Source organism: Pseudoxanthomonas sp. LH2527, assembly GCF_022539275.1.
GTDB lineage: Bacteria > Pseudomonadota > Gammaproteobacteria > Xanthomonadales > Xanthomonadaceae > Pseudoxanthomonas_A.
On record NZ_JAKZBW010000007.1, the window covers coordinates 1 to 24,776 of the forward strand.

The window sequence follows — 24,776 nt, forward strand, 5'->3', positions numbered from 1 at the left end:
ACGCGCTGATCCCGCGCCTGCGACGGTTTGCGCGCTCGCTGGCGTCCGACTCGGCCGCCGCCGACGACCTGGTCCAGGCCACGCTGGAGCGCGCGCTGACGCGAGGCACCGAGGTGCGCGACCCCGCGGCGCTGCAGGCCTGGCTGTTCTCGGTGCTGTACCGCGCTTTCGTGGACGAACATCGGCGCGCGGCACGCTGGAAGCGCATCGCGCGGCTGTTCTCGGCCGAGGACGACGCCTCGCCGCCCACGCCCGACCAGGTGTTCGACGCGCGCACCTCGTTGGCCGGCTTCGCCTGCCTGACGCCCGAGCAGCGCGCGCTGCTGATGCTGGTGAGCGTGGAAGGACTGGCCTATCGCGAGGCCGCCGACGCGCTGGGCATCCCGGTGGGCACGGTGATGTCGCGCCTGTCGCGCGCGCGCCAGGCGTTGCGCGCGAGGCAGGAGGACACACCGCCCACGTCCGCCCTGAAGGCCTTGCGATGAACATCAAGACCCTGCGCGAAGCGCCAGCGGACGAGGAACTGCACGCCTACGTCGACGGCCGGCTCGATCCCGCGCGCCGCACCGCGGTTGCCGCGTGGCTGGAGGCGCATCCAGAACAGGCGGCCCAGGTGGAAGGCTGGAAGCGCGATGCCGAACGCCTGCGTGCGCTGGCCGCGAATCCCGAGCGCTGGCCGGCGAACGCGACGCTGGCGCCGGCACAGGTCCGGCGCGGCCTGCAGGCGCGGCGCCGCCGGCGTCTGGGCATCGCCGCCTCCTGGGTGTTCGCCTTTGTGATCGGCGGCGGTGCCGGCTGGCAGATGCGCGAGCTGCGCCCCGCGCCGTCGGCGCTGCCGATGGCGGATGCGGTGGCCGCCTACCGTCAGTTTGCCGAGGCCGATGCGCCGCCGATGGAATTCGACACGGCCCGCGCCGACGACCTGCAACGCTGGCTGCTGCGCCACTTCGGCGAGGCCGGACGGGTGCCCGATCTCAGCCAGGCCGGTTACCGGTTGATGGGTGGCCGCCTGCTGTCCACCGAACAGGGCGCCGCCGCCATGCTGGTCTACCAGGACGGGTCGGGTGCTCGGGTGGGGTTCTACCTGCGGCCGCGTGGCCGGCTGGCCGGCGACGGGCAACGCCGCGATGGCGATCTGCTGGCGCAGTACTGGTCGCATCGCGACACCAGCTTCGCCCTGGTCAGCGACGCCGCCGACGCCGCGGCGCGCGCGCTGCCGCGCCTGCTGGAAAACGGGTGATCGCAGGTGCGGCCCCGGTCGGGCCGCACCTGCCGGGACTCAACGCGGCTTCACGAACCGCAGCGTCATGCGGTCGCTTTCGCCGATGGCCTGGTACTTCGCGCGGTCGGCTTCGGGATGGTTGTTGGACGGCGGCAGCGTCCACACGCCGTTCGGATGGTCCTTGGTGTCCTTCGGATTGGCGTTGACCTCGCTCTTCGCGTCGAGGCGGAAGCCCGCTGCTTCCGCCAGCGCGATCACCTGCGCTTCGCTGACGTAGCCGCTCTTGTCGTCGGCCGGCACATCCTGGTTCGCGCGGTGCTCCACCACGCCCAGTACGCCGCCCGGCTTGAGGGCGGCGAAGAAGCCCTTGAACATGCCCTCGGCCTGGCCGGCGCTGCGCCAGTTGTGCACATTGCGGAAGGTCAGCACGACGTCGGCGGAGTTGGCTGCACCGAACTCCGGCTTCGTCGGGTCGTACTTCACCACGGAGGCCTTGTCGAACTGTGCGGGAGCGTCGGCGAACTTCTTCTGCAGGCCGTCGACGCTGCGCTGGTAGTAGCCACGGCTCTTCTCCGACGCGGACGCCGGGTCCACCACCGCCGCCACGTACTGGCCACCGTTCTTCAGATAGGGCGCGAGCACTTCGGAATACCAGCCGCCGCCAGGCGTGATCTCCACGACGGTCTGCGTCGGCGTCACGCCGAAGAACGACAGCGTTTCCTTCGGATGGCGGTAGGCGTCGCGCGCGGCGTTCTTCGGATCGCGCCAGTCGCCCTTCAGGGCGGCATCGAGCGCCGCTGCATCCGCCGCGGGCAGTGCATGCGCGGGCGCGGCCTGGGTGACCGGCGACACGGCGAGGGCCGGTTGCGAAGCGGCAAGCGCCGCGAAGAGTGCCAGGGACAGGGGAATGCGGGTGGTCATGCGTCAGCCCTCCAGAAAGGTGGGCGGAGCCTAGCACGCAGCATGTTCAGGGGGCATGGCGGTCACCGCGTGCCGCGCACGCTTCATCGCATCCGCACGCGCGGTCGCTAGACTGCCCGCATCATCGATACCGGAGCCGCGACATGGCCGACCACCAGGCTGACCGCAACACCCGCATCGTGCTGGCCGCGCGCCCGCAGGGCGAGCCGACCGCGGACGACTTCCGTCTCGAACACGCGCCCCTGCCCGAGCCCGCAGAAGGTCAGGTGCTGCTGCGCAACCGCTACCTGTCGCTGGACCCGTACATGCGCGGGCGCATGAATGCCGGCCGCTCGTATGCCAAGCCGATCGGGATCGGCGAGGTGATGGACGGCGGCACGGTGTCGGAGGTCATCGCTTCGCGTCACCCCGACCTGCATGTCGGCGACATGGTGTTGGCGCATGGCGGCTGGCAGACCCATGCCGTCGCCGAGGGCAGGGCATTGAAGCGCAAGCTGGACGCGAACATCGCGCCGCTGACCACCGCGCTGGGCGTCTACGGCATGCCGGGCTTCACCGCCTACGTCGGCCTGCACGAGATCGGCAAGCAGCAGCCCGGCGAAACCGTCGTGGTCGCCGCTGCCAGCGGCCCGGTCGGCGCCACCGTCGGCCAGATCGCGAAGCTGCAGGGCGCGCGTGCGGTCGGCATCGCCGGGGGCGAGGCCAAGCGTGCCTACCTGCGCGACGAACTCGGCTTCGACGTCGCGCTCGACCATCGCGCGCCCGACTTCGCCGACCAGCTGCGCGCCGCGTGTCCGGACGGCATCGATGTGTACTTCGAGAACGTCGGGGGTGCGGTGTTCGACGCCGTGCTGCCCCTGCTCAACGATTTCGCCCGCATCCCGGTCTGCGGACTGGTGGCGCACTACAACGACACCGCGCTGCCGGCCGGACCCGACCGCACGCCGATGCTGATGAGCCACATCCTCACCCGCCACCTGACCGTGCGCGGCTTCATCCAGCACGACTTCATCGCGCTGTACCCGCAGTTCCTGCGCGAGATGGGCGGCTGGCTCAGCGAAGCAAAGATCCGCTACCGCGAGGACATCGTGGAGGACCTGCAAAACGCACCGCGCGCGCTGATCGGCCTGCTGCGCGGCGAGAACTTCGGCAAGGTGGTGGTGAAGCTGTAGCGCGCCGCGACTCAGCGCTCGATGCCGTTATCGGCCTCGTACTTCTGCATCGTCGCGATGGCATCCAGCATGTACGCGTACCAGGCTTCTTCGATCTCTCCGATCGGTCCGATCAGGCGCTCGAAGTCGGGTGTCGACGCGCCGCGAGCGAGCAGTTGCTTGTAGGCGGCTGCATACCTGCCGTTCTCGTAGTGGAACAGGAAGTGCGTCAGGCCCCAGTAGTGGAGGTAGTACAGATTGACGTGCCGGTCGATACCCGGGCCCCGACCCTCCAGCAGGTCGCGCAACGGGATGAAGCGGGCGGCGGCCGCATCCTCCTGCAGGCTTCCCGTCAGTCCCATGCGCGACAGCCACCAGATCGGATAGGTCGCCGGATCGCTGCGACCCGGCGTCAGCACGCCGTCCTCCAGCCAGCTCGCGCCCAGGTAGCCGGCGACCCCTTCGTTGGCCCACGCGGGTAGCCGCCAGCCGGCGACCTCGGTATTCAACTGGTGCACCGCCTCGTGCAGCATCCAGTGATGCGGGTTCTCCCTGCCGCCACCGTAGTAGGCGTAGCAGGCCGGCCGCAGATAGTAGGCCTCGGCCCAGGGCCGGCTGCGATTGTTGCGCTGGAACTCCTCGCGATCGGCATACAGCACGAGCGTGAGTGGTCGAGTCGAGGGGCTGACCTGGTCGCCGAACAGTGCCATGTATGCCGCATGCAGACTCTCGACCGCTTCCGCCACCTGCTGTGTCTGCGTTGGTGTAGCGGTGCTATGGATACGGTAGTGCGGCGTCTGCAGCAGCGTTGCCGCTGGCGGAATACGCGCAGCCGGCGCGGGAGCAGGTGAGGCAAGGGGCGCGGGACGCGCGCGCTGCCAGACGATGATCCCGACAACCAGCGCCAGCAGCGCCACCGATACCGCAACGAGCGCGGCGCGGCGCGTCATGCCGTCACCGGCAACCTGACATGCATCAGCGTGGGATCCTCGGGGTCCAGCTTCACGGTGAAGCCGAGGCTCTCACACATCGCCAGCATGGTGCGGTTCTCGCGCAGCACCTGGCCTTCGATGAGCTTCAGGCCCTGCCACTGTGCGTACTCGATCATGATCTGCATCAGCTTCCAGCCGATGCCGTGGCCCTTGAGGTCGGAGCGCACCAGGATGCCGTACTCGCCCTTCTCGTAGTTGGCGTCGGCGTGCAGGCGCACCGCGCCAAGCATCTCGTGCGTGTCGGGATGGATCGCCACCAGCGCGATCGAGCGGGCGTAGTCCAGCTGGGTCAGGCGGGCGATGAATTCATGGCTGAAGTGGCGCACCGACTGGAAGAAGCGCAGGCGAAGGTCTTCATCGGTGACGTGGGTGAAGAACTCGCGGAACATCGCATCGTCTTCCGGCCGCACCGGCCGTACCAGCGCGGCCTGGCCATCGGCGAGCGGGATCGTGCGTTCCCATTCGGTCGGATACGGGAAGATCGCGAAGCGCGGATGGCCGCGACCCTTGTGCAGCGCACGGCCGCGTGCCACCGCGATGCGTCCGTCCACGGCGACCACGCCGTCGCGGTCGGCCAGCAGCGGGTTGATGTCGAGCTGCAGGATCTCGGGGATGTCGGCGGCCAGCTGCGCCAGTTTCACCAGCACCAGCGCGACGGCGCCCTCATCGGCGGCCGGCACGTCGCGGTAGGCCTTCAGCACGCGCGACACGCGGGTGCGCGCGATCAGTTCGTGCGCAAGGCGCAGGTCCAGCGGCGGTAAGGCGACCGCCTGGTCGTTGATCACTTCCACCGCCGTGCCGCCGCGGCCGAAGGCGATGACGGGTCCGAACACCGGATCGTCGGCGATGCCGGCGATCAGTTCGCGCGCTTTCGGCCGCAGCACCGTGGGCTGCACCAGCACACCCTCGATCCGCGCGTCCGGTCGGCGTTCGCGCGCGCGCTGCAGGATGCCGGCCGCCGCTTCGCGCACGGCATTCGCATGGGGAAGATTGAGGCGCACGCCGTCCACGTCCGACTTGTGCGGAATGTCGGGCGACAGGATCTTCACCGCCACGGTCACGCCCTCCGCCAGCAACGGCGCGGCGATGCGGGCCGCGTCGTCCGCATCGGCCGCGCGCCAGACCGGTGCCATCGGGATGCCGTACGCGGCGAGCAACTGCGTGGTTGCGAGCGGATCCAGCCAGGCCTGGCCGGCATCCAGGGCGGCATCGACGAGCGCGCGGGCAGTGCCGATATCGGGGCTGAAATCCTCCGGCAGGCTGGGCGGCGTTTCCATCAGCGCGGCCTGCACCTCGCGGTGGCGCACCAGGTGCATGAAGCCGGCGACCGCGTCGGACTCGTTCGGGTAGCGCGGGATCTGTGCGGCGTCGAGCAGCGCTTCGGCCTGCGGGTCGTTGCCCAGCCAGACGGTGAACACCGGTTTGCGCGGGCCCTGCGCCGGGCGCTGCGCCAACACGCGGGTGACCGCGTGCGCGGCTTCCGATGACGACGACAGCACGGTCGGCACGTTGACCGCGAGCAGGGCATCGTTTTCCGGGTCGGCGAGCAGCGCCTCGATCGTGGCGGCGTAGCGGTCGGCGTCGATGTCGGTCAGCAGGTCGACCGGATTGGTGCGCGACCAGCCGACGGGCAGGATGCGGTCCAGCGCATCGCGCGTGGCATCGGACAGCGTGGCCAGCGTGCCGCCCTGTTCGTACAGGTGATCGACCGACAGCGCGCCCACGCCGCCGCCGTTGGTCAGGATCGCCAGCCGGCGGCCGGGGAACGGACGCACCTGCCCCAGCGTGCGTGCGGCGGCGAACAGTTCGTGCAGCGAGCGCACGCGCAGCAGGCCGGCACGGCGGAACGCCGCGCCGTACACCGCATTCGGGCGCGCCAGGTTCTGCGTATGCGTGCTGCCCGCGGGCGTGACCTGGGCGCGCCCGCTGTGTCCGGACTTCACCACCACCACCGGCTTGGTGCGTGCGGCGGCGCGTGCAGCCGACATGAACTTGCGCGCGTCGCGGATCGCTTCCACGTACAGCAGGATCGCGCGGGTGCGGTGGTCGGTGGCGAAGTAGTCCAGCAGGTCGGCGAAGTCCACGTCCAGCGCGTCACCCAGCGACACCACGGCGGAGAAGCCGACCGGCTGGCTCATGCTCCATTCGACCAGGCCACCGGAGATGGCACCCGATTGCGAAATCAGCGCCAAGTCGCCGGCCTTCGGAAAGCGGCTGGCCAGGCTGGCGTTGAGGCGCGCGTGCGGGGCGATCACGCCCAGGCAGTTCGGGCCAAGCACGCGCAGGCCTTTCTCGCGCGTGAGCGCGTCGAGCTGCGCGGCAGGCGAACCGGGCCCGCTGCCCATCGCGGCGGTCAGCACCACCACCGCGCCGGCGCCTTTCTCCGCCGCCTCGGCGGCGAGCTGCGGCACGGTCGCCGCCGGCGTGGCGATCACCACCAGATCCGGCGTCCACGGCAGGTCGCGCAGGTGGCGCGCGATCGCCACGCCGTCCATCGGCGTCGGATGCTTGTTCACCAGCCCGATCTGGCCCTCGAAGCCGCCGGCGCGCAGGTTCTCGATCACCGCACGGCCCACCGAGCGCGGCCGCGACTGGCTGCCCACCACCGCCACGGCGCGCGGCCGGAAGATCGAATCGAGGCGGTAGGTGCTCATGGCGGGACGGCGTTCTCCGGGTGCCGGCAAGGGTAACGCGGAGCGTGTTGCGCGCGCGTGCGCGGGGTCACGCCAGCTTCAAGGCATCCGGGTACGGCGCAGTATCCGGATAATCGCCTGCGGCGAGATGCGACTGGAGGTCACGCCACCACGCCGGACGGAACAGTTCGCCATGCGCGGCCTTCAACGCCTTCGCCTGCGCCTCCGGCAGGCCGAGGAACTGCGGGAAGCGCTCGGGAAAGACATCGCCGGCATCGACGTGGAACCACGGGCCATCCGCCATCTGTTCCTCGTACGTCGTTGCCTGCGGCCAGTCGCGGAAGCGGCAGTCGGTCACCAGCCGCAGTTCGTCGTAGTCGTAGAACACCACGCGCCCGTGCCGCGACACGCCGAAGTTCTTCAGCAGCATGTCGCCGGGGAAAATGTTGTTGCGCGCCATGTCCTTGATGGCCTGGCCGTAGTCGAGCGCGGCGGTACGGGCGGCATCGGCCTTCTGCTCGCGCAGGTACAGGTTCAACGGACGCAGCCGGCGCTGCACGTAGCACAGGTGGATGACCAGGTCGTCGCCGTCCTCGCTGAGGCTCTGGCCGCAGCTTTCGCGCAGCTCGTGCAGGAGTTCCGGCGCGAAGCGCGCGCGCGGGAAACGCAGGAAGCGGAACGCCTGCGTGTCCAGCAGCCGGCCGACGCGGTCGAGGTGGAACACCAGGTCGTACTTGTCCTCCACGTCCTGCCGGCTCATCGCCTTCGGATAGGCGAAGCGGTCGCGGATGACCTTGAAGACCAGCGGATAGCTGGGCAGGGTGAACACCGCCATCACCATGCCGGGCGTGCCTTCGGCATGCACCAGCCGCTCGTCCGGGTGCGCGGCGAAATGGTGGAAGAAGGTGCGGTAACGCTCGGTCTTGCCCTGCTTGGCGCGGCCGAGCACGGTGTAGATCTCGTCGATCGGCTTGCCCGGCAGCAGCGAACGCAGGAACACCACCGCATCGCCGACCGTCGCCAGGTCGGCATGGAAGTAGCTGCGCGAGGTGCCGAACAGGTGCGCCACGTCGCCGCGATGGGTCAGCACGGCTTCGGCCTTCAGCTGCCCGCCGTCGTTGACCAGCGCGATCACGCAGGGCGAGAAGCGGTGTTCGCCGTAGACGCGGCCGACCAGGTAGGCGCGCCGTTCGCGGTAGAACACGGTGTCCAGCAGTTCGATGCCGCGCACGGGATTCGCGCCCCAGTGCGCCAGGTCGTCCTGCAGGCGCACCGCGATGGCGGCGGCGCAGCGGGTGCGGTGGGCGTAGGGCACGTCGAACCCGTAGTCGGCCAGCACGCGTGCGAACGTGTCGGTCGGCCGCTGTTCGGACACGGCATAACTGTGGCGCGCGACCGGATGGGTGATGGCGTCGGTCGGCTCCACGTCCAGCGCCACGAACTCCAGCGACGGATCCACGCCACGGGTGCGGAAGAACCGCCGGCTCAGGGTGTTGTAGAAGGTCTTGTACAGCTCGCGGTCGATCTGGCCGGCGACCATCCGCTCGAACGCCGCGCGCGCTGCGATCCAGGGCGTGCGGTCGTGCGCGCGTCCTAGCAGCGTGGACTGCAGCCGCAGCGCGCACTCGGCGATGCACTGGTCGTACAGCTCGATGCGCTCGACCGCATCGGCGCGCGCGCCGGCCCAGTCCATCGTCTCGAACCGGATCTTCGCGCGCCGGGTGATCGCCGCGAACCGCGCGTGGTAGTCCGCGAACGCGTCGTGAATCAGGCGGGCGATGGCATCGTCGTGGACCATGCGTGCGATGTTAGCCGGCGCCCGCTGGAGTCATCGCTCCACCGCGATGCCGGCCTGCTCCAGCAGCCAGCCGCGCACCTTGCGGAAGCCCGGATGCGCCAGGCTGCGCTCCGGATAGACCAGGTAATGCGCGAAGTCCGCCTGCAGCCGCTTCTTCGTCAGCGTCACCAGCCGGCCCGCCTTCACCAGCGGCTCGGCCAATGTCCAGCGCGCCAGCGCCACGCCGACACCCTGCGCCGCCGCTTGGTGCAGCGTCTCGGTGTCGTCGAACTGCGCCACGTAGCGCGCCGGCGCTTGCCCGCCGAAATGCTCGAACCAGTCCTTCCAGCGATTGGCCGGATCGCCGAGCAGCGGCAGCTTCGCCATCTGGTCCGGCGCGGGTTTGCCGTGCTTCCTGGCCAGCGCGGGGCTGGCCACCGGCGTGATCCATTCGTGGAACAGGAACTCGGCGTGCACGTTCGGCCAGCGGCCGTTGCCAAGGCGCAGCGCGAGGTCGACGGGTTCGCGCTCGAAATCGACCACGTGCGTGCTCGACTGCAGGTTGAGCCCGAGCTCCGGATGCGCGGCGAGGAAGGCGGGCAGGCGCGGTACCAGCCACGCCGTGGCCATCGACGGGATCAGACTGAGCGTGACGGTGTGGTCGTTGCGCAGCGTGGCGCGACGCAGCGCATGGTCGATGGTGTCGAGCGGACCGGAGATCGCATCGAACAGCCGTTGACCGTCCGGCGTCAGCTCCACGCCGCGTGGCCCACGTGCCAGCAGCTTGTGGCCCAGCCGCTGTTCCAGCAGCCGCATGCGATGGCTCAGCGCGCTGACGGTCAGGTGCATGGCTTCGGCCGCGCGGGTCAGGTTGCGCAGGCGGGCGGCGGTGACGAAGGCCTCCACCTGGTCCAGGGGCAACCGGCTCATCTTGAATCTCCCTCAAGGCTGGGTTGCGGATCTTTCGCTTTTTCTAGGTCGATGATGCGCCTAGCTTGGTAACCCTTCAAGCCGTAGACCGGCGCAACGGAGCAGTCGCATGCAATCGGAAACGAAGAAACAGTGGTGGCAGCAGCTGACAGGCATGAGCCAGGGCTTGCTGTTCCTGCAAGGGCATGTCGCCCATGACAGCGTGCCGGCGTCGCGCCATGCCGAACGGCCACACCATGTGCACGACGAAGCCGGCCAGGTCAGGCACCGGCGCGCGATGCAGCGGCTGGGCGCGCGTCGGGTGCGCGCGATGACCTCGCTGTCGCTGTTCCGCTGAGGGCCGCAGGAGCTTCTGTAGGAGCGACGTAAGTCGCGACCATGTGCTCCGCGCCCCAGCACATCAGTCTCGACGCAGGTGCTTGCCGTGCGGTCGCGACTCACGTCGCTCCTACAGCAACCTGCCGCACCCGCGTCCGACTCACGCCCTCACGTAGACCCACGCATCGCGGCCGGACTTCAGGCGCATCTGCACGCGTCGGTAATCCGCGACCTCGTACCGGTCGGCGGCGGCGAGTTCTTCGGCGCTGATGCGGAAAACCATGCCCGCCACCTCGTCCGACGGATCGTCGCAGGGGCTGACGATGGGATGGAAACGCTCGCCGCTGGCGGCCACCACTTCGGCATCGGTGATCTCCACCATCGTCCGTATGTAGCCGGTCATCGCATCGGGTTCTCCATCCAGCCGACGGCCGAACGACGAGCGCTGCACGCTTTCCAGCTGCAGCGTGCCGTATGAGAACAGCAGGATGTCGCGGTCCGTCATGGTCGGGCGCTTGGCAGGGCAGCCCAGCATGCAGCCCCCGCGGCGATGCCGCAACGCAGGACGGCCGGGCGACGCGTGTCGCCCGGCGGGCGCGGTCAGATCGACAGCTGGCTTTCCACGTCGAGCACCTTGCGGCGCGCGAGCGCCAGGTTCGACTTGTTGCGGTCGAGCACCACGTAGAAGAACAGCCCCGGCTTGGACGCCACCGGACGCATGATGTGGTACGCCTTGCCCAGCGAGATCAGGATGTCCTCGATGGTGTCGTTGAGCTTCAGGGCGGCAGCGGTCTTCATCTTGGCGCGGATCACCTCGGTGTTGCCCGCCGCCGCCACTTCCATGTCCATGCCGCTGCCGGCCTCACCGAGCAGCATGCCGCTCTCGTAGTCCACCAGGGCGACCGCCTGCGCGCCGTCGATGGTCATCAGTTCGTTCAACGAATCGCCAAGTCCCGCCATGTCGCACCCCTGTGGTTGGTGGTAAGAGCCATGCATGCCTCGCCGCGGGCCGGCTCAGGACCCGTCGAGTTCGGCCAGGACGTTCCGGCCGCATTCCTTCGCGCTCCACAGCACGTTGCCGATCACGCTGCGGTGGTCGCAGGCCGCCATCAGCAGGAACGGCTCGCGTTCCGTGCGCAACGACAGCATCAGTACCTTGCCCTGCTCCGATTCGAGCATCAGTACGCCGAGCTGGCCCAGCGACAGTTCGCGGCCGATCGCGGCGGCCAACGCCAGCATCGCGCTGGTCATCGCGGCCAGGCGCTCGCCGTTCGCCGAGGCGGGATTGGACTGCGCCAGCGCGAAGCCGTCGACGCTGGCGACCACGGCGGTACGAACGCCATCGACCGCTTCGGAGAACTCGCGCAGCCGCCGCTCCACGTTGGCGCGCTCCCGTTCGCCGAGCCCGCGATGGCCGTGTCCGTCAGCCATGCGTGCCCACCAGCTCGGTGGCTTCGATCTCCGACATCAACACGTCCATCAGCAGCATCACCGCAACGTCGGAGCGCGGATCGAACGGCACCACCGGCAGCGCGCGCAGCAGCTCGGCGGCGCGCGTCGCCAGGGCGTCGATGTCGACCTGCGGGGCGAGGTCCAGCTTCGACAGCCCGATGGTGGCCGGCACGGCGGGCGCGTGATCGCGCAGCGCCAGCAGGTAGCGGTCCAGCTCGTCCACCGTCGAGGATGCGCTGGCATCGGCCAGCACCAGCACGCCGCTGGCGCCCTGCAGCAGCACCGGCCAGATGAAGTCGAAGCGCGCCTGGCCCGGCGTTCCATACAGGCGCAGGCGGTCGCCGTTGGGCAGGTCGATGTCGGCGTAGTCCATCGCCACGGTGGTCGACAGCTTGTCGGAGGTGCGGTCGGTGCTGGCGACGTCGGTGTCGACGACCCGGTCGCCCGCCAGCGCGCGAACCAGCGTGGATTTGCCGGCGCCCATCGCGCCGAGGACGACGATCTTGTGTTCGCGCGGGCTCACGGAGCCTTGCTCCGCAAGCCCCGCCACATCCGCGCCAGCAGCGAACCGGTGGTGGCCGGACGTGCCGATGGCGCGTCGGCCGCGCCCGTGTCGGGGGTTTCCACCATCGCGTAGCCGCACAGGTAGGCCGAGCGCACGAAGGCCTGGACGGTGGCGGCATCGAGATCGAGCAGCTGCCGGCATTCGTCGACCGAGCACGCGCGCTTGAGCAGCAGCGAACACAGGCGGAAGCCATCATGCTGATGCGCCAGCAGGCGGAAGTCCGGCCATCGCAACAGGCGGATGCGGGCATGCCGGAGCAGCCGGCGGTCCAGATCGTCCCAGTCGCCGCCGTGCTGCGCGACCTGCCACAGGATCGGTCGCAGGGGTTGGTGGAATTGATGCCTGGCGAGCGACTCGAACCGCTCGGGCGCCAGCTCCTGCATGACGATGCGGCCAAAGCCTTCGCCGAGCACGCGCACCAGCGAGGCGGTGGCGTTGGGCGACGACAAGGGCACGCCGTGGTCGTGCGCGAAGTCGAGCAGCAGTCGGGGCTGTCCATCCAGCGACCACACTGCGCAGCCGCTCTTCTGCCACAGGTGGTGGCGCAGACGTCGTGTCAGCGGCTTGCTGCCGGTCACGACCGGCAGTATCGCGTCGCCGGACGTGGCGGGCAGTGGTGAGGATAGGGACCGTTCCCGATGCTCCGGATCGGTCGCAAGGATCATGGCCATGCTCTTCCCCCTGAAAGAAAGCACTGCCGCTGCGCGGAGGTGGTGTGCGACGTACGGTATGCAAATGGCCGCGGAGGATTCGTGCGGAGAACCACAGAACCGCGCGCGGCACGCCACGTATCTGCATGAACCTGACGCGCGGCACGCACGCAAAAGAAAAACCCGCGCCTGGGCGCGGGTTTTTCCTGACAGGGAAAACCGGACAGCAGCGCCGCGACCGCGGCGCGCGTCCGGCTTACAGCGCGGCGAGTGCGTCGTTGAACGTCTTGCTGGGACGCATCGCGGCGGCGGTCTTCGCCAGGTCCGGGTGGTAGTAGCCGCCGATGTCGATCGCCTTGCCCTGCGCGCCGTTCAACTCGGCGACGATGGTCGCCTCGTTGTCGGCCAGTGCCTGCGCGAGCGGGGCGAACGTCGCCTTCAGTTCGGCGTTCTCGTCCTGCGCGGCCAGCGCCTGCGCCCAGTACAGGGCCAGGTAGAAGTGGCTGCCGCGGTTGTCGAGTTCGCCGACCTTGCGTGCGGGCGAGCGGTTCTCGTCCAGGATGCGGCCGTTGGCCACGTCCAGCGCGTTGGCCAGCACCTTGGCCGGGGTGTTGAGGTAGCGCTGGCCCAGGTGTTCCAGCGACGCCGCCAGCGCCAGGAACTCGCCCAGCGAATCCCAGCGCAGGTAGTCCTCTTCCACGAACTGCTGCACGTGCTTGGGCGCGGAGCCGCCGGCGCCGGTCTCGAACAGGCCGCCACCGGCCATCAGCGGCACGATCGACAGCATCTTGGCGCTGGTGCCCAGTTCCATGATCGGGAAGAGATCGGTCAGGTAATCGCGCAGCACGTTGCCGGTCACCGAGATGGTGTCCTCGCCCTTGCGGATGCGCTGCAGCGACACCTTCATCGCGTCCATCGGCGGCAGGATGCGGATGTCCAGCGTGTCGATGGTGTAGTCCTTCAGGTACTGCTCGACCTTGGCGATCACCTGCGCATCGTGCGCGCGGTCCTTGTCCAGCCAGAAGATCGCCGGGGTCTTGCTCAGGCGTGCGCGGCCGATGGCCAGCTTCACCCAGTCCTGGATCGGCGCGTCCTTGGTCTGGCACATGCGCCAGATGTCGCCGGCTTCCACCTGCATGTCGAACACCACCTTGCCGGCGTCGTCGCTGACGCGCACGCGGCCGTCGGTCGGGATCTGGAAGGTCTTGTCGTGGCTGCCGTATTCCTCGGCCTTCTGCGCCATCAGGCCGACGTTGGGCACGCTGCCCATCGTGGCCGGGTCGAACGCGCCGTGGGCACGGCAGTCGTCGATGACGGCCTGGTAGATGCCGGCGTAGCAGCGGTCGGGGATGACGGCCTTGGTGTCCTGCAGCTTGCCATCGGCGTTCCACATCTTGCCGGAGTCGCGGATCATCGCCGGCATCGAGGCATCGACGATCACGTCGCTGGGCACGTGCAGGTTGGTGATGCCCTTGTCGGAGTTCACCATCGCCAGCGCGGCGCTGTCGGCATAGACGGCCTGCAGGTCGGCCTTGATCGCCTCCTGCTGGTCGGCGGGCAGCGTGCCCAGGCGCGCGTACAGGTCGCCGATGCCGTTGTTGGCGTCGAAGCCGATCTGATCCAGCACCGCGGCATGCTTGGCCAGCGCGGCCTTGTAGAACTCGTTGACCACCACGCCGAACATGATGGGGTCGGAGACCTTCATCATCGTGGCCTTGAGGTGCAGCGAGAACAGCACGCCCTTGGCCTTGGCATCGGCGATCTCGGCGGCGACGAACGCGGCCAGCGCCTTGCGGCTCATCGAGGCGGCATCGACGATTTCGCCGGCCTTCACCTTCACCTTGTCCTTCAGCACGGTGACCGTGCCGTCGGCGGCGACGAGTTCGATCTTCAGCGCGCCATCGGCGGCCAGCGTGGCGGACTGCTCGCTGCCGAAGAAGTCACCGGCTGTCATGTGCGCGACGTGCGACTTCGAATCCGCGCTCCACGCGCCCATGCGGTGCGGGTGCTTGCGGGCGAAGTTCTTCACCGACAGCGGCGCACGGCGGTCCGAATTGCCCTCGCGCAGCACCGGGTTCACCGCGCTGCCCTTGACCTTGTCGTAGCGCGCCTTGGCGTCCTTTTCCTTGTCGTCCTTCGGCTCATCCGGATAGTCCGGCAGCGGATAGCCCTGCGACTGCAGTTCCTTGATCGCCCCCTTCAGCTGCGGCACCGAGGCGCTGATGTTGGGCAGCTTGATGATGTTGGCTTCCGGCTGCGTGGCCAGCTGGCCCAGCTCGGCCAGGTCGTCGCTGATCTTCTGCGCGTCGCTCAGGTATTCGGGGAACTGCGACAGCAGGCGGCCGGCCAGCGAGATGTCGCGGGTCTCCACGGCGATGCCGGCGGGGGCGGTGAACGCCTCGACGATCGGCAGCAGCGACTGGGTGGCGAGGAACGGGGCTTCATCGGTGAGGGTGTAGATGATGCGGGGCGTATCCGACATGGGGATCAGGACTCTCGACAAGGGGCGACGGGGAATTCAGCGCGCCATTGTCGCGCGCCATCGCACGCAGGGCAAAACGAGGGGGTATGGATGCCGGCGCTCGCGCCATGCGTGTCCCGGGACAGCCGCGGTGGGCCTGCGGCGCGTGTGGACGGAGCGGCCCGCCCGCGGATGACGCGCAAAAAAAGCGGGCGTGGATTTCTCCACGCCCGAGCTTGCCCCACACACACGTGGGAGAGAGACGGATACCGCGATTACTTGACTTCGATTTCCTGGGTCATGCCGACCGGCTGGCCGTTCAAGGTCACGTCGACCTTGTACTTGCCGGCGGGCCAGGCATTGGTGTTGGAGAATTCGATGTTGGTGGTGTCCACGCCGCCCGCCACGACAGTGGCCGTCTGCTGGCCGGCTACCTGACCGTCCTGGAACGTCAGCTTGGCGTCGATCGCGGCGTTGGCCGGCGTGGCCGCATCGGTCTTCACCGACACGATGATCTTGTCCTTCACGCCGAACATGCCGACGGCGGCGACCGACTTGTCCGCGGCTGCCATGTTGCCGACGGTGACGCTGGTGGCGCTGACCGGCATCGGGGCGGGAGCGGGCTCGGCCGGTGCCGGTGCGGGTTCGACGGCGGCCGGCGGCGCGACGACGGGCTCTTCCTTCTTCTTGCAGCCGGCAACGGCAATGGTGCCGACCAGCGCGATGGCCAGGGCGTAGGAAATACGGTTCTGCTTCATGGGTTCGATCCTTGTGGATGAAGGGGAGTGGCGATCAGGCGTCGGCGGGCTTGGGCGGCAGCTTGATGACCTGCCCGGGGAAAATGCGGTCCGGATCGTCGATGGTGTCGCGGTTGGCTTCGAAGATCTGCTTCCACGCATTCGCGTTGCCGAGATGTTCCTTCGCGATCTTGGAGAGCGTGTCGCCCTTCTCGATGGTGTAGGTCTGCTCTCCCACGATCTCGGCGGTGCTGTCCACGCTAGCCGTTACGCCGGAGAAATCAGCTTTCTCAACTTGTGGAGCCGTGCTGTCCACACTGGCGGTGACGCCAGAGAAGTCGGCCTTCTTTTCTGTGCTCATTGCAACCACCCTTCCTGGCGGGCTGTAGGATGCGCAAGCCTTGCACGCGCCCTGTTAAGAATCCATAGCGCGGATGTGAAAGCGGCTCTATTGTTACGTGAGTAACTTTACTGTCGTAGGTCGCGCTGCATCGGCGGCGCTTCCAGGTCCGCCGTCGCGCGCCAGGGATTGATATCCAGGCCGCCGCGGCGCGTGTAACGCGCCTCGACCGACAGCGAGGCGGGACGGCAGTGCGCCAGCACGTCGTGAAAAATCCGTTCGACGCACTGCTCGTGGAACTCGGCGTGGTCGCGGAAGCTCACCAGGTAACGCAGCAGTTCGACGCGGTCGATCCGCGGGCCGCGGTAACGGATCACCACCGTGGCCCAGTCCGGCTGGCCGGTGACCGGGCAGTTCGATTTCAGCAGTTCGGACGACAGCGTTTCCTCGACCTGCACTTCCGGATCCGCGGCCAGGAACTCGGCACGCGGTGGCCCGTAATGGTCGATCTCGACATCCAGTCCGTCGATCGATTCGCCCTCGGGTGCGTCCGCCATCGGGGGAAGACCGGACACCACCTGCACGTCCGCACCCGCGCGCGCGGACAGGTCGGTGGCGATGCGTTCCAGCACGGCGGCATCGCTGTTGAAGCGGGTACTGTTGAGCGAGTTGAGGTAGAGCTTGAGCGACTTCGATTCGATCAGGCACGGCGACGTGCAGGGCACGGTCAAGGTGGCGGTGGCCACGCGCGGCTTGCCGCGGGCATCGAGCCAGCTGAGTTCGTAGCCATGCCAGCGGTCGTGGCCGACGAACGGCAAGGCGTCGGCGGCGATGCCGATCTCGTCGCGCGCGGCCTGGCGCGGGATCGGGAACAGCAGGGTGGGGTCGTAGTGCGCGGGATACGCGACCTCGCGACCCAGCGAGGAATCCTGGGGGGTGTTGTTCATGCGGCCATTTTACGGACGTGCCCTAAAGCGGGGGTGTATAACGGCGGCGTTTCCAGGGAGGACGCGACCATGCGATCACTGTTGCTGACCGGCCTGTGCGTGCTGCTGTGCGCCTGCGCCAGCGGGCCCGCCATCGGCAGCGGTCCGCCGCCGGGCGCGCTGCCGGACGACGGGCTGGTCCGGCCAAAAGGGGACGCGCCGGTGTCGATGCGGGTGGGCCAGGTGTTCGAGATCGCCCTGATGGCCAATGCCAGCACCGGCTACCAGTGGGAATTCACCGGCGACGGCGCCCCGGTACTGGCCCGGACCACCGGCCCGGCCACACCGCCGCCGATGGACACGCAACCGCCGATGCCCGGCGCGCCCGCGCTCGCGCGCTGGTGGCTGCGCGCGGAGAAACCGGGCGAGGCCACCGTGCGGATGGTCTATCGGCGGCCGTGGGAGACGGTGCCGCCGGTGGAGGTGGTGGAGTATCGAATCCAGGTCGAATGACGGAGACGACAATGAAGGCAGGAAAAGGACTTCTGGCAACGGGTTGTCTGCTGCTGGTACTTCCCGTAGTCGCATCCGCAGGCGACAAGCCTCCGGGCGAATGCGCAGAGGCGACATTACGAAGTGAGCTGCTCCAGCGCCGCGATGCGGATCAGTCCGCGCGCAACGAACTGACGGCGTCGCCCGGGTCCGGGGAGGCGTTGGACAAGGTGCTGGAGGTCGACGCCGACAATACGAAATTCATGCGGGGCATCCTCGCCGCGTGCGGATGGCCCAAGCGCTCGATGGTGGGCGAAGACGCAGCGAAGGCCGCATGGCTGCTGAGCCAGCATGCCGACATGGATCCGCAGTACCAGGTGCTGGCGGGCCAGCACATGAAGCAGGCCGTGCTTGCAGGCGAGGCCGACGCCAGGCAGCTGGCCTCACTGGTGGACAGGAACAGGCGCCTCAGTGATCAGCCACAGGTGTATGGCATGCAGTACTTCCGGAGTCCGCAGGGTGTCATCGAGTTCTACGACATCGTGACGCCCGCGAAACTGGATGAGCGCAGGCAGGAGATCGGGCTGCAACCTTTCTACTGCTGGGTGCAACAGCTTTCCTCAGGCGGGAACGAGGTCAAGTTGGCGTGGCCCACCGGTGTGCTGTTCGCTCCCTCCTCATGCGGGACCGACTGAGGGACTTCGTTGCTGTACGCGGTTCGCGTCCGCGGGACGCCACCTGCTCCGGCTTGGCTTCATCCGTCCTACGAGGCAAAGTGAGCCCTCCCCCGAAGGCCAGGGAGGCCACCATGATCCTGCGCGCATCCGTTCTCTGGCTGACCCTGATGGCTGCAATTCCTGCGGCAGCACAGGATCCATCGACCGCGCCGCCCGTTGTCGCTCCACCGGTCGCCGCCGCCCCTGTCTTCACCGCCTGCATGACTTCCTTGCGCGGCGTCGCCGAGAAGCAGGGCATCACGACGGCCAGCTTCGACACCTACACCAAAGACCTGGCCGCCGACATGAGCGTGCTGGACCTGCTGGATGCGCAGCCGGAATTCACCACGCCGTTGTGGGACTACCTCGCCGCGCTGGTCGACGATCAGCGCGTGGCCGACGGACAGGCGATGCTGACGACGCATGCCGAACTGCTGGGGCGCGTGTCGCAGGCCTACGGCGTGGACCCCGCGACCGTCGTCGCCGTCTGGGGCGTGGAAAGCGACTACGGCCGCGTCTTCGGCAAGCGCCCGCTGCTGGTGTCGCTGTCCACGCTGTCCTGCTTCGGCCGGCGGCAGGCGTTCTTCCGTGGCGAATTCCTGACCACACTGAAACTGCTGCAGGCCGGCGACGTGCGAGTGGAGGGTTTGAACGGCTCGTGGGCCGGCGCGTTCGGGCATACGCAGTTCATGCCCAGCACCTACCAACGCATTGCGGTCGACTTCGATGGCGACGGCCGGCGCAACCTGATCGACAGCATCCCGGACGCGCTGGCGTCCACCGCGAACTATCTGGTGAAGTCCGGCTGGCGCACCGGCGAGCCATGGGGCTACGAAGTGACGTTGCCGGCCGGCTTCAAGCTTGCCGAGGCCGGCCGCACCAACCGCAAGCCGCTGACCCACTGGGTGACGCTGAGCATTGCCCGCATCGATGGCCTGCCGTTGCCTGCCGACGACCGCAACGCCGCCGTGCTGGTGCCGACCGGGGCCGCAGGTCCGGCGTTCGTCGTGTTCAAGAACTACGACGCGATCTATTCCTACAATGCCGCGGAGAGCTACGCGCTGGCCATTGCGCTGCTGGCCGACCGGCTGCGTGGCGGCAGTGGACTGGTGGCCGCCTGGCCGACCGACGATCCGGGGGTCGGTCGACCACAACGGCGTGAGCTGCAGACGCTGCTGCTCGCGCGCGGCCATGCCATCGGCGCGGTGGATGGCATGATCGGCACGCAGACGCGGCGCGCCATCGTGATCGAACAGCAGCGCCTGGGCCTGCAGCCGGCGGACGGTCGCGCCGGCACGAAGATCCTGGCGGCGCTGAAGGCCGATGGCCCGCCGGTCGCGTTGCCGGAGACGTCGCCGCCATGAACGCCCTGCCAGAAGGCGTGACCCGCGAGACCTGGTGCGACCTCGATGTACTGCGCGTGGACACGCCGTTCTCCGTTGCGCGCATCAGTCTGCATGGCGGGCAGCTGCTGTCGTTCGTGCCGACCGGCTTCGACGACCTGTTGTGGCTGTCTCCCACCACCGCGTTGCCGCCGAAGGCGATCCGCGGCGGCGTGCCGGTCTGCTGGCCGTACTTCGGCAGGCAGGGGCAATCCGATGACGCGATCCAGCACGGACACGCACGCATTTCGCGCTGGCCGTTGACCGAGGTGAAGCGCGAGACCGACGGCGTCGTGGTGCTGAAGCTCGCACTGCCGCTGCGCGATGGCGTGCCGCTGGAACTGCAGATGTCGGTCCATGTCGGAAGGGAGCTGCGGCAGAGCATCGACACCCTGCATCGCGGCGATGCGCCGTATCGGCTGACGCAGGCGCTGCATACCTACTTCCGGGTTGCCGATGTGTCGCAGGCGACCGTCACCGGACTCGATGGCCTGCGCTACGACGACAAGTACGATGGCGGCACGCATGTGCAGGCGGGCGACTGGTCATTGCACGACCTGCGCGATCCGGGCCGCAGCGACCGCATCTATGCCGGCACCGGCCACCGCTTCGATCTGCTTGACCGCGCCGGTGGCCGTCGCATCCGGCTGGACACCTTCGGCAGCCGCTCGCTGGTGGTCTGGAATCCGGGCGAAGCCGGCGCACGCGCCATCGCCGACATGCCCGACGAGGGCTGGCGGACCTTCGTCTGCCTGGAGGCCGCGAATGCGAGCGACGATGCCATCGAACTGGAGCCCGGCCAGCGCCACCGGCTGAGCCAGATGATTTCGGCAAGCACGCTGTAGGAGCGACGTCAGTCGCGACCGCATGCTCACCGACATTCGCGTTCCCGACGGTTCGGAAGCGGAAGCCGTCATCGATCACCGGACATCATGGACGGCCGTGGTCCGCGGTCGCGACTCACGTCGCTCCTACAAGAGCCGACAGGCCACCAGGCGCGCGGGTGATGCCCTACACTTGCCCACCTTTCGCCGGTGCCGTCCGTGAACGCCGAAGCTCCTGCCCATGCTGGCCGCCGCGCGGCCCTGATCTTCATCTTCATCACGGTGCTGATCGACATCCTGTCGTTCGGGGTGATCATTCCGGTGTTGCCGGACCTGGTGAAGCAGTTCACCGGTGGCGATGCGGCCCGTGCGGCGCTGTGGGTGGGCGTGTTCGGCACCGTCTTCTACGCCATCCAGTTCATCAGTTCGCCGATCCAGGGCGCGCTGTCCGACCGCTACGGCCGCAGACCGGTGATCCTGTTCTCCTGCCTGGGCTTGGGTGCGGATTTCGTGCTGATGGCGGTCGCCGGCACGCTGCCGCTGCTGCTGCTCGCGCGGGTGTTCTCGGGCATGTTCTCGGCCAGCTTCACCACCGCCAATGCCTACATCGCCGACGTCACGCCACCGGAAAAGCGCGCGCAGGCGTTCGGCATGATCGGTGCCGCGTTCGGCGTGGGCTTCGTGATCGGGCCGCTGATCGGCGGCGCGCTGGGCGAAATCGATCTGCGGCTACCCTTCTGGTTCTCGGCGGCACTGGCGCTTCTGAACTTCCTCTACGGCTGGTTCGTGCTGCCGGAATCGCTGGCACCGGAGAAGCGGACCGCCCGCATCGACTGGCGGCATGCCAACCCGTTCGGTTCGCTGGTGCTGCTGAAGCGCTACCCGCAGGTGCTGGGCCTGGTCGCGGTGGTGTTCATCGCCAACCTCGCGCACTTCGTCTATCCCAGCGTGTTCGTGCTGTTCGCCGGCTACCGCTTCCAGTGGGGACCGAAGGAAGTGGGCTGGGTGCTGGCGGCGGTGGGTGTGCTGAGCGTGATCGTCAATGCCCTGCTGGTCGGGCGCGTGGTCAGGAGGCTCGGCGAACGCCGCACCCTGCTGCTCGGGTTGGCGTGCGGCGCCCTTGGCTTCGTCGTCTATGGGTGGGCACCGGTGGGTGCGGCGTTCCTGATCGGATTGCCGATCAGCGCGCTGTGGGCGCTGGCAACGCCGGCTACGCAGGCGCTGATCACCCGTGAAGTGGACGAGCGCGAACAGGGACGCATGCAGGGCGCGCTGATGAGTCTGGCCAGCCTGGCGGGCGTGATCGGACCGCTGCTGTTCGCCGGCACCTTCGCGCTCTTCATCGGTGCGGACGCGCCGGCGCATATTCCGGGCGCGCCCTGGTATCTGGCCGCCGCGCTGCTGGCCTGCGCCATGCTGGTGGGCTGGCGCTTCGCGCGGCCTGCGCGGTCGGCGACACCCTGACAACAGAAGGCCGCCCGAGGGCGGCCTTCTTCATGTCGATGGCGGGTGCCGGTCAATCGTTCTCGACGTGGATGATCTCGCCGGTGTTGGCGGCCAGGTGGATCTCGACATCGTTGCCGTCGGCGCGTTCGGCCTCGGCCTTCCAGACGCCGTCGTCGAAGTCTACGTCATGGATCTTGGAGTACCCGGCGGCGGCCAGCTTGGCCTTGACGTCGTTCTCGCTGAGGTTGGACACCAGCTTCTCGGCGACCACGTCACCGGATGCCGGATTGATGCGCACATCGACGCGGTCGCCGTTGGCGCTGGTGGCGTCGGTTTCCCACTGGCCGTCCTCGAAGTCGAGGTCGTCGATGTTGGTGTAGCCCTTCTCGGTGAGCAGCGAGCGCACCTGCGGTTCCTTCATCGCGTCCTTGCCGGCGGTCGGCGCGGGCGCCTGGGCGAACGCGGCGCCCGACAGGGCGGCCACCGTGGCGAGGGTCAACAGACGGTGGTGAAGTCGAAGGGTCTGCATGGGAATCTCCTGCAAGGATGGAGCGGAGATCCTGCCCACGCCCGCATCAGCCGCAGGTGAATTCGACACCGCGGAACTGAACACTCCACGCCACGTTCACTTGCATGAGCCGTACGCGAACGCGGCTCAGCGACGGCGCAGTACCAGCAGCGTGACCACGCCTGCCACCAGGCCCCAGAACGCCGCGCCGATGCCGGCCAGCGACAAGCCCGAGGCCGTCACCAGGAACGTCACCAGTGCAGGCTCGCGATCGCCTTCTTCGCGCAGCGCCGCGGCAAGACTGTTGCCGATCGTGCCGAGCAGGGCGATGCCCGCGATGGCCAGGATCAGCTCCTTCGGGAATGCCGCGAACAGCGCCGCCACCGTCGCCCCGAACAGGCCGACCACCACATAGAACACGCCGGCGGCGATGGCGGCGACGTAGCGGCGCGACGCATCCTCATGCGCTTCCCGCCCCATGCAGATCGCCGCGGTGATCGCAGCCAAGTTCAACGCGAATGCACCGAACGGTGCGAGCAGCAGGTTGGCGACGCCGGTCCATCCCACCACCGGCGAGATCGGGATCGGATAGCCCGAGGCACGGATCACCGCCACGCCGGGCACGTTCTGCGAGGCCATGGTCACGATGAACAGCGGCAGTGCGATGCCGACGATGGCCGCGAACGAGAACGTCGGCGCGATGAAGATCGGCTTCGCCAGCTGCAGCGACAGCCCGTCCACGCGCAGCAGGCCAAGTCCCGCGGCGAAGGCGATGCCGACCAGCAGCGTGAGGATCACCGCGTAGCGCGGCAGCAGGCGACGCGCGAGCAGGTAGACGGCGAACATCGTCAGCACCATGCCGAGCTGCGTCTTCATCGCCGCGAACGCATCGATGCCGAAACGCAGCAGGACGCCCGCCAGCATGCCCGACGCCAGCGACACCGGGATGCGGCTGATCATCCGCTCGAAGAAACCGGAAAAGCCGCACACCGCGATCAGCAGCGCCGACAGCAGGAACGCACCGATCGCATCGGACAGCGGCAACCCGGCGGCGCTGCTGATCAGCATGGCGGCGCCGGGCGTGGACCACGCCGTCACCACCGGCATGCGGTAGCGCAGCGACAGCCCGATGCAGGTCAGGCCCATGCCCAGGCCGAGTGCCCACATCCACGAACTGATTTCCGCCGGCGACGCACCCAGTGACTGCGCCGCCTGGAACACGATCACCGCCGAACTCGCGAAGCCGACCAGCACGGTGACGAAGCCGGCGGCGATGGCGGAGAGGGAGAGGTCCTTCAGCAGGTGGCGGGGTGGGGTATTCATGCGTTCTGCCGTTCCTGTAGGAGCGACGTCAGTCGCGACCGCGAGAATGGAACTACCTTGCTGCCGTCTGCTGGATGACGCTACAGGAGATTACGGCGTACGGTCGCGACTGACGTCGCTCCTACAAGAAGCACGCGCTTCGTCACCGCCTCGCACCACCGCTTGGCTACCGCCAGCGAAGTGGTGCACACCGCCTCGTCGGTGACCGTGGTCACCGCGCGCTCCAGCAGCTGGATGTCGGCCTCGTGCTGGCGTGCGACGTGCGGGTCCTCGAAGAAGATCACCCGCTGGCAGCGGCGCTCCAGCACGCGGTCGGCGATCTGCGCGTCGCCGCCGAGCGGGCCGCTCTGGAAGCGCTCCACCCACGGCGTGTCCTGCGGCCAGCCGCGGCTACATGCCAGTTCGTTGAGATGCTGGCCGGTGGTGCCGGTGGCCATGCGGTGGCCGAAGCGCGACAGCACGTCGAAATGCGTATCGGCGAACGCCAGCATCTGCGGCTTCATCGCATCGTGCGCGATCAGCGCCAGCGTCTGCGATGCCAGGTCATGGAAGCGGTCCGCGCCGCGGTCCGGTGCGAAACCGGCATGGATGCGTTCCATCTCGATCCAGTCGCGCGCCGAGGCCACCGTGGACAGGAACGGCTTGCCATGGATCACGCACTGCCGCTTCAGCGCGATGGCTTCGGGAAAGATCGACGATGGATCGACGGGATCGATGAAATAGATCGCGCCGTCCAGGTGGCGCTCGGCGCCTTCCAGGCCGACGACTTCCGCCACCAGCTTCATCAGTCCGCCATCGCGGCCGTAGGGATAGCGCTTCAGCGCCGCGTAGCCGCGCAGCATGCCGGCCGCGGCAATGGCGTCGTGTGTGCGACCCACCACGTGCAGGCCCAGGCCCAGTTCGCGGATACCGGGTTCGCTGGCGCGCAGCCAGCGGAACAGCGCGGCGTCCTCGGTGTGGTGATGCAGGCGGTTGGCGGCGAGACCCAGGCGCATGGGCGATCAGGAGAA

24 protein-coding genes and 1 pseudogene are annotated in these 24,776 nt (G+C 68.4%); 8 read left to right on the forward strand and 17 right to left on the reverse strand.

Features of this window, described 5'->3' with window-relative positions:
• On the forward strand, positions 1–485 hold a 485-nt coding region (locus MMG85_RS05615; protein WP_241045134.1), incomplete at its 5' end, for a sigma-70 family RNA polymerase sigma factor.
• Positions 486–496: 11 nt separating this feature from the next.
• Positions 497–1,240, forward strand: a complete 744-nt coding sequence (locus MMG85_RS05620) for an anti-sigma factor (protein ID WP_241045245.1) — start codon at positions 497–499, stop codon at positions 1,238–1,240.
• A gap of 39 nt (positions 1,241–1,279) precedes the next feature.
• Here the strand turns inward: MMG85_RS05620 and MMG85_RS05625 are convergent, their stop codons facing one another.
• Entirely contained in the window at positions 1,280–2,143 is an 864-nt protein-coding gene (locus tag MMG85_RS05625; RefSeq protein WP_241045135.1) for a methyltransferase, read from the reverse strand.
• Positions 2,144–2,286: 143 nt separating this feature from the next.
• On the opposite strand from MMG85_RS05625, the gene MMG85_RS05630 reads away from it, so the two are divergent.
• Positions 2,287–3,315 (forward strand): NADP-dependent oxidoreductase, encoded by a 1,029-nt coding sequence (locus tag MMG85_RS05630; RefSeq protein ID WP_241045136.1) that lies wholly within the window; start codon positions 2,287–2,289, stop codon positions 3,313–3,315.
• 11 nt (positions 3,316–3,326) lie between these two features.
• Here MMG85_RS05630 and MMG85_RS05635 read toward each other — a convergent pair whose 3' ends face one another.
• The 4 genes from MMG85_RS05635 to MMG85_RS05650 all read right to left on the reverse strand — a co-directional run bounded on the left by MMG85_RS05635 (position 3,327) and on the right by MMG85_RS05650 (position 9,626).
• Positions 3,327–4,244, reverse strand: a complete 918-nt coding sequence (locus MMG85_RS05635; RefSeq protein WP_241045137.1) for a hypothetical protein — start codon at positions 4,242–4,244, stop codon at positions 3,327–3,329.
• On the reverse strand, positions 4,241–6,940 hold the full coding sequence (locus tag MMG85_RS05640) for a bifunctional acetate--CoA ligase family protein/GNAT family N-acetyltransferase (RefSeq protein ID WP_241045138.1): 2,700 nt from the start codon (positions 6,938–6,940) through the stop codon (positions 4,241–4,243). Before MMG85_RS05640 ends, MMG85_RS05635 begins: the two co-directional genes overlap by 4 nt.
• Positions 6,941–7,007: 67 nt before the next feature.
• Positions 7,008–8,717 carry a bifunctional isocitrate dehydrogenase kinase/phosphatase gene (aceK, locus tag MMG85_RS05645; protein WP_241045139.1) on the reverse strand — a complete coding sequence of 570 codons (1,710 nt, stop codon included), beginning with the start codon at positions 8,715–8,717 and terminating at the stop codon, positions 7,008–7,010.
• 30 nt (positions 8,718–8,747) lie between these two features.
• The gene (locus MMG85_RS05650) at positions 8,748–9,626 is read right to left on the reverse strand and encodes a LysR substrate-binding domain-containing protein (RefSeq protein WP_241045140.1); all 879 of its coding nucleotides are present in this window, start codon (positions 9,624–9,626) and stop codon (positions 8,748–8,750) included.
• A 109-nt stretch (positions 9,627–9,735) separates the two neighbouring features.
• Between MMG85_RS05650 and MMG85_RS05655 the strand changes: the two genes are divergently transcribed.
• Positions 9,736–9,963, forward strand: coding sequence for a hypothetical protein (locus MMG85_RS05655; protein WP_241045141.1), 228 nt, complete (start codon positions 9,736–9,738; stop codon positions 9,961–9,963).
• 141 nt (positions 9,964–10,104) lie between these two features.
• Here MMG85_RS05655 and MMG85_RS05660 read toward each other — a convergent pair whose 3' ends face one another.
• The 9 genes from MMG85_RS05660 to queF form a co-directional block, all read right to left on the reverse strand.
• A complete protein-coding gene (locus MMG85_RS05660) occupies positions 10,105–10,449 on the reverse strand; it encodes a gamma-glutamylcyclotransferase family protein (RefSeq protein WP_241045142.1) in 345 nt (114 codons plus the stop codon).
• 95 nt (positions 10,450–10,544) lie between these two features.
• Complete coding sequence (locus MMG85_RS05665) at positions 10,545–10,904, reverse strand: hypothetical protein (protein ID WP_241045143.1); 360 nt, start codon at positions 10,902–10,904, stop codon at positions 10,545–10,547.
• Positions 10,905–10,958: 54 nt separating this feature from the next.
• Entirely contained in the window at positions 10,959–11,375 is a 417-nt protein-coding gene (locus tag MMG85_RS05670; RefSeq protein ID WP_241045144.1) for a roadblock/LC7 domain-containing protein, read from the reverse strand.
• Positions 11,368–11,919, reverse strand: coding sequence for an ATP/GTP-binding protein (locus MMG85_RS05675; protein WP_241045145.1), 552 nt, complete (start codon positions 11,917–11,919; stop codon positions 11,368–11,370). Before MMG85_RS05675 ends, MMG85_RS05670 begins: the two co-directional genes overlap by 8 nt.
• Positions 11,916–12,632 carry a hypothetical protein gene (locus MMG85_RS05680; protein ID WP_241045146.1) on the reverse strand — a complete coding sequence of 239 codons (717 nt, stop codon included), beginning with the start codon at positions 12,630–12,632 and terminating at the stop codon, positions 11,916–11,918. The genes MMG85_RS05675 and MMG85_RS05680 overlap by 4 nt, the downstream gene beginning before the upstream one ends.
• A gap of 235 nt (positions 12,633–12,867) precedes the next feature.
• Positions 12,868–15,093 carry an NADP-dependent isocitrate dehydrogenase gene (locus tag MMG85_RS05685; RefSeq protein ID WP_241045147.1) on the reverse strand — a complete coding sequence of 742 codons (2,226 nt, stop codon included), beginning with the start codon at positions 15,091–15,093 and terminating at the stop codon, positions 12,868–12,870.
• Positions 15,094–15,347: 254 nt separating this feature from the next.
• Positions 15,348–15,830: a FimD/PapC N-terminal domain-containing protein gene (locus MMG85_RS05690; RefSeq protein WP_241045148.1), complete on the reverse strand. Its 483-nt coding sequence runs from the start codon at positions 15,828–15,830 to the stop codon at positions 15,348–15,350.
• Positions 15,831–15,864: 34 nt separating this feature from the next.
• Positions 15,865–16,170, reverse strand: coding sequence for a LysM peptidoglycan-binding domain-containing protein (locus MMG85_RS05695; protein ID WP_241045149.1), 306 nt, complete (start codon positions 16,168–16,170; stop codon positions 15,865–15,867).
• A 107-nt stretch (positions 16,171–16,277) separates the two neighbouring features.
• Positions 16,278–17,096 carry an NADPH-dependent 7-cyano-7-deazaguanine reductase QueF gene (queF, locus tag MMG85_RS05700; RefSeq protein WP_241045150.1) on the reverse strand — a complete coding sequence of 273 codons (819 nt, stop codon included), beginning with the start codon at positions 17,094–17,096 and terminating at the stop codon, positions 16,278–16,280.
• A gap of 69 nt (positions 17,097–17,165) precedes the next feature.
• On the opposite strand from queF, the gene MMG85_RS05705 reads away from it, so the two are divergent.
• The 4 genes and pseudogenes from MMG85_RS05705 (at position 17,166) to MMG85_RS05720 (ending at position 21,953) form a co-directional block, all read left to right on the forward strand.
• Complete coding sequence (locus MMG85_RS05705; RefSeq protein ID WP_241045151.1) at positions 17,166–17,588, forward strand: protease inhibitor I42 family protein; 423 nt, start codon at positions 17,166–17,168, stop codon at positions 17,586–17,588.
• An 11-nt stretch (positions 17,589–17,599) separates the two neighbouring features.
• Entirely contained in the window at positions 17,600–18,262 is a 663-nt protein-coding gene (locus MMG85_RS05710) for a DUF6624 domain-containing protein (RefSeq protein ID WP_241045152.1), read from the forward strand.
• Between the two features lie 242 nt (positions 18,263–18,504).
• Positions 18,505–20,510: pseudogene (locus MMG85_RS05715) on the forward strand (lytic murein transglycosylase).
• A 189-nt stretch (positions 20,511–20,699) separates the two neighbouring features.
• Positions 20,700–21,953 carry a TCR/Tet family MFS transporter gene (locus MMG85_RS05720; RefSeq protein ID WP_241045153.1) on the forward strand — a complete coding sequence of 418 codons (1,254 nt, stop codon included), beginning with the start codon at positions 20,700–20,702 and terminating at the stop codon, positions 21,951–21,953.
• A gap of 52 nt (positions 21,954–22,005) precedes the next feature.
• Here the strand turns inward: MMG85_RS05720 and MMG85_RS05725 are convergent, their stop codons facing one another.
• The 3 genes from MMG85_RS05725 to MMG85_RS05735 all read right to left on the reverse strand — a co-directional run bounded on the left by MMG85_RS05725 (position 22,006) and on the right by MMG85_RS05735 (position 24,761).
• On the reverse strand, positions 22,006–22,464 hold the full coding sequence (locus MMG85_RS05725; RefSeq protein ID WP_241045154.1) for a PepSY domain-containing protein: 459 nt from the start codon (positions 22,462–22,464) through the stop codon (positions 22,006–22,008).
• Between the two features lie 126 nt (positions 22,465–22,590).
• Positions 22,591–23,766, reverse strand: coding sequence for a benzoate/H(+) symporter BenE family transporter (locus MMG85_RS05730; RefSeq protein WP_241045155.1), 1,176 nt, complete (start codon positions 23,764–23,766; stop codon positions 22,591–22,593).
• 80 nt (positions 23,767–23,846) lie between these two features.
• On the reverse strand, positions 23,847–24,761 hold the full coding sequence (locus MMG85_RS05735) for a methylglyoxal synthase (RefSeq protein ID WP_241045156.1): 915 nt from the start codon (positions 24,759–24,761) through the stop codon (positions 23,847–23,849).
• Between the last annotated feature and the right edge of the window lie 15 nt (positions 24,762–24,776).

Bases quoted from the DNA above. Each gene is read 5' to 3' on its own strand.
- MMG85_RS05625 (WP_241045135.1), bottom strand. From the start codon at position 2,143: ATGACCACCCGCATTCCCCTGTCCCTGGCACTCTTCGCGGCGCTTGCC.
- MMG85_RS05630 (WP_241045136.1), top strand. From the start codon at position 2,287: ATGGCCGACCACCAGGCTGACCGCAACACCCGCATCGTGCTGGCCGCG.
- MMG85_RS05635 (WP_241045137.1), bottom strand. From the start codon at position 4,244: ATGACGCGCCGCGCCGCGCTCGTTGCGGTATCGGTGGCGCTGCTGGCG.
- MMG85_RS05640 (WP_241045138.1), bottom strand. From the start codon at position 6,940: ATGAGCACCTACCGCCTCGATTCGATCTTCCGGCCGCGCGCCGTGGCG.
- aceK (WP_241045139.1), bottom strand. From the start codon at position 8,717: ATGGTCCACGACGATGCCATCGCCCGCCTGATTCACGACGCGTTCGCG.
- MMG85_RS05650 (WP_241045140.1), bottom strand. From the start codon at position 9,626: ATGAGCCGGTTGCCCCTGGACCAGGTGGAGGCCTTCGTCACCGCCGCC.
- MMG85_RS05655 (WP_241045141.1), top strand. From the start codon at position 9,736: ATGCAATCGGAAACGAAGAAACAGTGGTGGCAGCAGCTGACAGGCATG.
- MMG85_RS05660 (WP_241045142.1), bottom strand. From the start codon at position 10,449: ATGACGGACCGCGACATCCTGCTGTTCTCATACGGCACGCTGCAGCTG.
- MMG85_RS05665 (WP_241045143.1), bottom strand. From the start codon at position 10,904: ATGGCGGGACTTGGCGATTCGTTGAACGAACTGATGACCATCGACGGC.
- MMG85_RS05670 (WP_241045144.1), bottom strand. From the start codon at position 11,375: ATGGCTGACGGACACGGCCATCGCGGGCTCGGCGAACGGGAGCGCGCC.
- MMG85_RS05680 (WP_241045146.1), bottom strand. From the start codon at position 12,632: ATGGCCATGATCCTTGCGACCGATCCGGAGCATCGGGAACGGTCCCTA.
- MMG85_RS05685 (WP_241045147.1), bottom strand. From the start codon at position 15,093: ATGTCGGATACGCCCCGCATCATCTACACCCTCACCGATGAAGCCCCG.
- MMG85_RS05690 (WP_241045148.1), bottom strand. From the start codon at position 15,830: ATGAAGCAGAACCGTATTTCCTACGCCCTGGCCATCGCGCTGGTCGGC.
- MMG85_RS05695 (WP_241045149.1), bottom strand. From the start codon at position 16,170: ATGAGCACAGAAAAGAAGGCCGACTTCTCTGGCGTCACCGCCAGTGTG.
- queF (WP_241045150.1), bottom strand. From the start codon at position 17,096: ATGAACAACACCCCCCAGGATTCCTCGCTGGGTCGCGAGGTCGCGTAT.
- MMG85_RS05705 (WP_241045151.1), top strand. From the start codon at position 17,166: ATGCGATCACTGTTGCTGACCGGCCTGTGCGTGCTGCTGTGCGCCTGC.
- MMG85_RS05710 (WP_241045152.1), top strand. From the start codon at position 17,600: ATGAAGGCAGGAAAAGGACTTCTGGCAACGGGTTGTCTGCTGCTGGTA.
- MMG85_RS05725 (WP_241045154.1), bottom strand. From the start codon at position 22,464: ATGCAGACCCTTCGACTTCACCACCGTCTGTTGACCCTCGCCACGGTG.
- MMG85_RS05730 (WP_241045155.1), bottom strand. From the start codon at position 23,766: ATGAATACCCCACCCCGCCACCTGCTGAAGGACCTCTCCCTCTCCGCC.
- MMG85_RS05735 (WP_241045156.1), bottom strand. From the start codon at position 24,761: ATGCGCCTGGGTCTCGCCGCCAACCGCCTGCATCACCACACCGAGGAC.